The sequence below is a fragment of the Streptomyces caeruleatus genome (assembly GCF_001514235.1).
In the GTDB taxonomy this organism is placed as follows: domain Bacteria; phylum Actinomycetota; class Actinomycetes; order Streptomycetales; family Streptomycetaceae; genus Streptomyces; species Streptomyces caeruleatus.
The window spans coordinates 189,280-195,787 of sequence record NZ_KQ948927.1 but is presented as its reverse complement, the minus strand read 5'-3'; the positions used below and the strand labels follow the sequence as shown (position 1 = coordinate 195,787).

The window sequence follows — 6,508 nt, the reverse complement described above, 5'->3', positions numbered from 1 at the left end:
CGAGAGAAGTCGGCGGCGTGCAGGAATGCGCCGACGTTCCGCAAAGTTGCCCAGCCCGGAGACGCAAAACGCACGGGCGTACCCTGGTGTACGCCGAAGAATCGAAGCTACAGGGAGCCGACGTGTCCGCAGTCTCACCCGACGGACGCAAGATGCTGCGCCTGGAGGTCCGCAACAGCCAGACCCCCATCGAGCGCAAGCCCGAGTGGATCAAGACCCGGGCGAAAATGGGTCCCGAGTACACGAAGATGCAGAACCTCGTGAAGAGCGAGGGCCTGCACACGGTCTGCCAGGAAGCCGGCTGCCCGAACATCTACGAGTGCTGGGAGGACCGCGAGGCGACCTTCCTCATCGGCGGCGACCAGTGCACCCGACGCTGTGACTTCTGCCAGATCGACACCGGCAAGCCCGAGGCCCTCGACCGCGACGAACCCCGCCGCGTCGGCGAGTCCGTGGTCACCATGGACCTGAACTACGCCACCATCACCGGCGTCGCCCGCGACGACCTCCCCGACGGCGGCGCCTGGCTGTACGCGGAGACGGTTCGCCAGATCCACCAGCAGACGGCCGAGCGCGAGGCCGGCCGCACCAAGGTCGAGCTCCTCGCCCCGGACTTCAACGCCGTACCGGAGCTCCTGGAGGAGGTCTTCGCCTCCCGCCCCGAGGTCTTCGCGCACAACGTCGAGACGGTCCCCCGGATCTTCAAGCGCATCCGCCCCGGCTTCCGCTACGAGCGCTCCCTGAAGGTCATCACCGAGGCCCGCGACTACGGCCTGGTCACCAAGTCCAACCTCATCCTCGGCATGGGCGAGACCCGCGAGGAGATCAGCGAGGCGCTCCAGCAGCTGCACGACGCCGGCTGCGAGCTGGTGACCATCACGCAGTACCTGCGCCCGAGCGTCCGCCACCACCCCGTGGAGCGCTGGGTCAAGCCGCAGGAGTTCGTGGAGCTGAAGGACGAGGCCGACCAGATCGGCTTCTCCGGCGTGATGTCCGGCCCGCTGGTCCGGTCCTCCTACCGAGCCGGACGGCTCTACCAGATGGCCATCGAGAAGCGTGGTTCCTACGTCGCCTCGCAGGCCGTCTGATGGCACGGAGTGCCACCCTTTTCATGTGAACCTGCGCACAAGCAACTGCCCCTCGGCAGCGCCCGATTGACGCGGTCCTGGACGTCCCCGCAGATAGGGGGCCCATCAGGGCCGCGTCAAGCATTTCGGGCCACACATCAAGGCTTCATTGGTGTTTGACCGGTCGGTCACGCCCTGGTAACACCAATCAGTGACCCTGGTTGTACACCCCGTGCACCACTCACCAAAGCCGCCATTCCCGAGGGGGGACCTCCACCATGCAGGCCGCGCCCGTTCGCGCCACCGCCATCCCGTCGTTCACCACTGCACTGCGTGCCGTCGAGTCGCTGCTGATGGGCAGCGGCCAGCGCACCGCCCGCCGCAACGCCTGGACGTCCGTGCTGGAGGACCGTCGTCGCGCCAAGGACCGGGTCGAGGCACAGCGCGTCCTGGACCAGGTCACCGTCGTCCGCCACTGACCCTTCCCCGTCCGTCACGGCACTGCCGTCGTCGGTGCTCCGCGGGCCACGTAGACTTCGTGGCATGGCGAGGAAGGACACGGCAGCGGACGCTGCGAACCCCGGGCGACTCAAGCAGATCGCTCAGACCTACAAGATGACCCGCAGGGCCGACAAGAAGATCGGTCTTGTACTCGCGGCTGTCGGAATCGTCACCTTCGGTGTCTTCCTCGCGATCGGTTTCTTGATCGGTCACCCCATCTATCTCGGCATCCTGGGCCTGCTGCTCGCCTTCCTCGCGTCGGCGATCGTGTTCGGGCGCCGGGCCGAGCGGGCGGCCTTCGGGCAGATGGAGGGCCAGCCGGGCGCGGCTGCGGCCGTCCTGGACAACGTCGGCCGGGGCTGGACGACGACACCGGCGGTGGCGATGAACCGCAGCCAGGACGTGGTGCACCGGGCCGTCGGCAAGGCCGGCATCGTGCTGGTCGCCGAGGGCAACCCGAACCGGGTGAAGAGCCTGCTGGCCGCCGAGAAGAAGAAGATGAACCGCATCGTCGCGGACGTGCCGGTGCACGATCTGATCGTCGGTGTCGGCGAGGGCCAGGTCCCGCTGAAGAAGCTGCGCACCACCATGCTGAAGCTGCCCCGCGTGCTGACCGGCCCCCAGGTGACTGCCACCAACGACCGGCTGAAGGCCATGGGCGACCTGATGAGCAACATGCCGCTGCCGAAGGGCCCGATGCCCAAGGGCATGAAGCTGCCGAAGGGCGGACCGAAGGCCCGCTGACTCCCTCGTACGAGAAAGCTCGTACGACGAAGGGGCGCCCGGATCTCCGGGCGCCCCTTCGTCGTACGACCGCTAGAGGCGCACTTCCACGGTTCCCGCCAGCCGGTCGTGCAGACCCCGGCCGTCGCGGTCCCAGATCAGCGCCGGGATCGCGACGCACAGCAGGGCGGTGCGGAGCAGCACGCGCAGCGGGTTGACCGTGCCGGTCTCCAGGGTGACCACGCGGAGGCCGAAGAGGCGCTTGCCCGGGGTGTAGCCGACGGTGCCGACGGTCAGGACGCTCATCAGGAAGAAGAGGAGCAGCGCCCAGTTGCTGGTCGCCTGGCCGTAGCCGTCGGTGATGAGACCGTATGCGATCAACAGGCTGATGCCCCAGTCGACGGCCAGTGCTCCGAGCCGTCGTCCCGGGCGGGCGATGGAGCCCGGCCCGTCCTCCGGAAGGCCGAGCTGCTGACCCCGGTATCCGAAGTCGACACCCGCTTCCTCGGCGGCCGCGCGGGGGCCCGAGAGCCAGGATCCGATTGCTTGCCTCTTGTCCACCCGACCACCGTACTGTGCACGTTTTGCGATGTGGACAGGTGGGGTGAGGTACGGGATGTCCGGTTAACGTGTGCGAAACAAATGGGTCACGCCCGAGAAATCACCCGTCCCTAGGGTCGAGGACAGCGTGTGCCACCGCACTGGCCGCACGAACGAACTACCACCCCGGTCGGACGGTCGGGAGTAGGAGGAGCTGGATGTTCCAGAACGCCGACGAGGCCAAGAAGTTCATCGCGGACGAGGACGTCAAGTTCGTCGACGTCCGCTTCTGCGACCTGCCGGGCGTCATGCAGCACTTCACGGTGCCCGTCGAGGCGTTCGACCCGGACGAGGAGCTCGCCTTCGACGGATCGTCGATCCGCGGTTTCCAGGCCATTCACGAGTCCGACATGGCGCTGCGCGCGGACCTGTCGACCGCCCGGGTCGACCCGTTCCGCCGGGACAAGACCCTCAACATCAACTTCTTCATCCACGACCCGATCACGGGCGAGCAGTACTCCCGTGACCCGCGCAACGTGGCCAAGAAGGCCGAGGCCTACCTCGCCTCCACCGGTATCGCGGACACCGCGTACTTCGGTCCCGAGGCCGAGTTCTACGTCTTCGACAGCGTGCGTTTCGCCACCGGCGCGAACGAGTCCTTCTACCACATCGACTCCGAGGCGGGCGCCTGGAACACCGGCGCCCTCGAGGACAACCGTGGTTACAAGGTCCGCTACAAGGGCGGCTACTTCCCGGTCCCGCCGGTCGACCACTTCGCCGACCTGCGTGCCGAGATCTCCCTGGAGCTGGACAAGCAGGGCCTGAAGGTCGAGCGCCAGCACCACGAGGTGGGCACCGCCGGCCAGGCCGAGATCAACTACAAGTTCAACACGCTGCTCGCCGCGGCCGACGACCTGATGCTCTTCAAGTACATCGTGAAGAACGTCGCCTGGCGCAACGGCAAGACCGCGACCTTCATGCCGAAGCCGATCTTCGGTGACAACGGCTCGGGCATGCACGTCCACCAGTCGCTGTGGACCGGCGGCCAGCCGCTGTTCTACGACGAGGCGGGCTACGCGGGCCTGTCGGACACCGCCCGCTACTACATCGGCGGCATCCTCAAGCACGCCCCGTCGCTGCTGGCGTTCACCAACCCGACGGTGAACTCGTACCACCGTCTGGTTCCGGGCTTCGAGGCGCCGATCAACCTGGTGTACTCGCAGCGCAACCGCTCCGCCGCGATGCGTATCCCGATCACGGGTTCCAACCCGAAGGCCAAGCGCGTCGAGTTCCGCGCGCCCGACTCCTCCGGCAACCCGTACCTCGCCTTCTCCGCCCTGCTCCTCGCGGGCCTGGACGGCATCAAGAACAAGATCGAGCCGGCCGAGCCGATCGACAAGGACCTCTACGAGCTGGCTCCGGAGGAGCACGCGGGCGTCGCGCAGGTCCCGACCTCCCTCCCGGCCGTCCTTGACTCCCTGGAGGCCGACCACGAGTTCCTCCTCCAGGGCGACGTCTTCACGCCGGACCTGATCGAGACGTGGATCGACTACAAGCGCACGAACGAGATCGCGCCGCTGCAGCTGCGTCCGCACCCGCACGAGTTCGAGCTCTACTTCGACGTGTGATCGGCACCGTCGACGCCTGACCCAGGCACCCAGGCATCGCGCCCGCGCCCCCGCTGTCGTACCGACGGCGGGGGCGCGGGCGTATGTTCTATTCTTCTGTCGCTGATACGACACGGGGGTGGACGCAATGCCGGAGCGGCACGAACAGGACGATCAGGAGCGCGAGTTCGACCTGAGGTGGGCGGAGAGCGCCGAGCACAAGGAGCCCTCGGCCCGGGCCCGGATGCTGGCGGCCCGTTGGAAGGAGAACCCGCCGGGACCGGTGCCGTTCCGGGGCGAGCCCGACTATGTGGCGCGGCGGCAGCGGCGGTCGGGCTGGATCTCCACGGCGATCGTGCTGGGGTGCGTCGCCGGGGTGATCGTGCTGTTGGGCTACGTCAACTTCCGCGGCGGCTACTAGGCGGCTGCTAGGCGGCTGCTGGGCGGCTGCTCCCTGCGGCCTTTGCTGGTCCTAGGGCCGGTCACGACCCGTTCATGGGGGTCACCGGGTGCACACTGGGCAGTGGGACGAGTGCCTGAGTGCGTGCGCGGGGTGATGCGAGATGCAGAGCCGGTTCCGGAGTGATCGGCGGTTGACCGCCCGGATGGGGATCACTCTGTTTCTGCTCGGGTTGCTGTACGTGGCGTTCGTGGTCGCGTTGATCTTTCTGCTGAAGTCCTGGGTGCTCGTCGTGGTCGTGGCGGCGGGGCTGCTGGGGGCGCAGTACTGGTTCTCCGACCGGGTCGCGCTGTTCGCGATGCGGGGACGGGTCGTGGAGCGGGAGGAGTATCCCGAGCTGCACGGGGTCGTCGACCGGCTGTGCGCCATCGCCGACATGCCGAAGCCCGTGGTCGCCGTGTCGGAGATGGACATGCCGAACGCGTTCGCGACCGGGCGGAACCCCGATCACGCCGTGGTCTGTGTGACCACGGGGCTGCTGCGGCGGCTGGAGCCGGACGAGTTGGAGGGTGTGCTCGCGCACGAGCTGTCGCATGTGGCGCACAAGGACGTCGCCGTGATCACCGTGGCCTCGTTCCTCGGGGTGATCGCCGGGCTGATCGTGCGGTTCGCGTTCTACAGCCAGCTGTTCAGTGACGGGCGGCGGGACCAGAACACCGCCGTCGTCTTCGCCGCCGTGATGGGTGTGTCGGCCGCCGTGTACGCGATCAGTTTCCTGCTGATCCGGGCGCTGTCCCGGTACCGGGAGCTGGCCGCCGACCGGGCCGCGGCGCTGCTCACCGGGCGGCCCTCGGCGCTGGCCTCCGCGCTGACCAAGGTCTCCGGCGACATCGCCCGGATCCCGACCAAGGACCTGCGGACGGCCCAGGCGTTCAACGCCTTCTACTTCACGCCCGCGCTGGGCCGGGAGCCCGGTGTCGCGCGGATCTTCTCCACCCACCCGAGCCTGGAGCAGCGGCTCGACCAGCTGGGGCGGATCTCCGCCGAGCTGAGCGAGGCCGCGGCTCCCGGAGGGGTGTGAGCATGGGGCTGCTGGACATCCTGTTCGGCCGTACGAAGCCGGTCGCGCCCGATCTCGACCAGCTCTTCGCGCTGCCGTCGGCCGCGGTGACGCTGGAGGTGGCGGCCGGGTTCCGGCCGACGGGCAGCGGGGCGGTGTGCTTCGCCACCGTCGAGGGCGCCGTCTTCGAGCAGACGCACCGCGAGGTGCAGGCGCTGCTGGACGCGGACGCCGAGCGCGAGGGGCGGCCGGTGCGGCTGACCCGGGACGACTACGGCTACTCGTGGCTGGTCTCCACCCGCAAGCCCGACGATCTGCCGGAGCTGGTCAACGACCTGCACGCGGTGAACAGCGCGATGGAGGTCAACGGGTTCGGGCCGCAGCTGCTGTGTTCGCTGGCCGGGTTCGAGGACGACGCGGGACGGCGGCTCGCCCTCGTCTACCTCTACAAGCGGGGCACCTTCTACCCGTTCGCGCCGCTGTCCGGCCCCGCGGAGCGGCGCGACAACTCCCTGGAGCTGCGGGTGAAGGCGGCCCTCACGAACGATCTGCGGATCGAGCAGGACCTGGGCCGCTGGTTCCCGCTGTGGGGCGCCCCCGGCCTGTGACC

Annotated in this window: 8 protein-coding genes; 7 read left to right on the top strand and 1 reads right to left on the bottom strand. The window is 68.4% G+C overall.

The features are described 5' to 3' along the window. Positions 1-122: 122 nt before the first annotated feature. From lipA to AQJ67_RS13240, 3 genes are all read left to right on the top strand, one after another. Entirely contained in the window at positions 123-1,088 is a 966-nt protein-coding gene (gene lipA, locus AQJ67_RS13250; protein WP_062719338.1) for a lipoyl synthase, read from the top strand. Positions 1,089-1,345: 257 nt separating this feature from the next. Further along, positions 1,346-1,546 (top strand): SCO2195 family GlnR-regulated protein, encoded by a 201-nt coding sequence (locus AQJ67_RS13245; RefSeq protein WP_062718843.1) that lies wholly within the window; start codon positions 1,346-1,348, stop codon positions 1,544-1,546. A 64-nt stretch (positions 1,547-1,610) separates the two neighbouring features. Then, a complete protein-coding gene (locus AQJ67_RS13240; protein WP_062718841.1) occupies positions 1,611-2,312 on the top strand; it encodes a DUF4191 domain-containing protein in 702 nt (233 codons plus the stop codon). A 72-nt stretch (positions 2,313-2,384) separates the two neighbouring features. Here AQJ67_RS13240 and AQJ67_RS13235 read toward each other — a convergent pair whose 3' ends face one another. Continuing rightward, on the bottom strand, positions 2,385-2,852 hold the full coding sequence (locus tag AQJ67_RS13235) for an RDD family protein (protein ID WP_062718839.1): 468 nt from the start codon (positions 2,850-2,852) through the stop codon (positions 2,385-2,387). Between the two features lie 197 nt (positions 2,853-3,049). On the opposite strand from AQJ67_RS13235, the gene glnA reads away from it, so the two are divergent. The 4 genes from glnA to pspAB all read left to right on the top strand — a co-directional run bounded on the left by glnA (position 3,050) and on the right by pspAB (position 6,506). Continuing rightward, complete coding sequence (gene glnA / locus AQJ67_RS13230) at positions 3,050-4,459, top strand: type I glutamate--ammonia ligase (protein ID WP_062718837.1); 1,410 nt, start codon at positions 3,050-3,052, stop codon at positions 4,457-4,459. A gap of 127 nt (positions 4,460-4,586) precedes the next feature. Then, the gene (locus tag AQJ67_RS13225; RefSeq protein ID WP_062718835.1) at positions 4,587-4,859 is read left to right on the top strand and encodes an SCO2583/SCO2584 N-terminal domain-containing protein; all 273 of its coding nucleotides are present in this window, start codon (positions 4,587-4,589) and stop codon (positions 4,857-4,859) included. Between the two features lie 142 nt (positions 4,860-5,001). Next, a complete protein-coding gene (gene htpX / locus AQJ67_RS13220; protein WP_062718832.1) occupies positions 5,002-5,919 on the top strand; it encodes a zinc metalloprotease HtpX in 918 nt (305 codons plus the stop codon). A 2-nt stretch (positions 5,920-5,921) separates the two neighbouring features. Continuing rightward, entirely contained in the window at positions 5,922-6,506 is a 585-nt protein-coding gene (gene pspAB / locus AQJ67_RS13215; protein WP_062718830.1) for a PspA-associated protein PspAB, read from the top strand. The last annotated feature ends 2 nt before the right edge of the window (positions 6,507-6,508 follow it).

What these genes read in the sequence shown, in the direction of transcription:
- AQJ67_RS13240 (WP_062718841.1), top strand. Translation starts at nt 1,611, where the DNA reads ATGGCGAGGAAGGACACGGCAGCGGACGCTGCGAACCCCGGGCGACTC.
- htpX (WP_062718832.1), top strand. Translation starts at nt 5,002, where the DNA reads ATGCAGAGCCGGTTCCGGAGTGATCGGCGGTTGACCGCCCGGATGGGG.
- pspAB (WP_062718830.1), top strand. Translation starts at nt 5,922, where the DNA reads ATGGGGCTGCTGGACATCCTGTTCGGCCGTACGAAGCCGGTCGCGCCC.
- glnA (WP_062718837.1), top strand. Translation starts at nt 3,050, where the DNA reads ATGTTCCAGAACGCCGACGAGGCCAAGAAGTTCATCGCGGACGAGGAC.
- AQJ67_RS13225 (WP_062718835.1), top strand. Translation starts at nt 4,587, where the DNA reads ATGCCGGAGCGGCACGAACAGGACGATCAGGAGCGCGAGTTCGACCTG.
- AQJ67_RS13245 (WP_062718843.1), top strand. Translation starts at nt 1,346, where the DNA reads ATGCAGGCCGCGCCCGTTCGCGCCACCGCCATCCCGTCGTTCACCACT.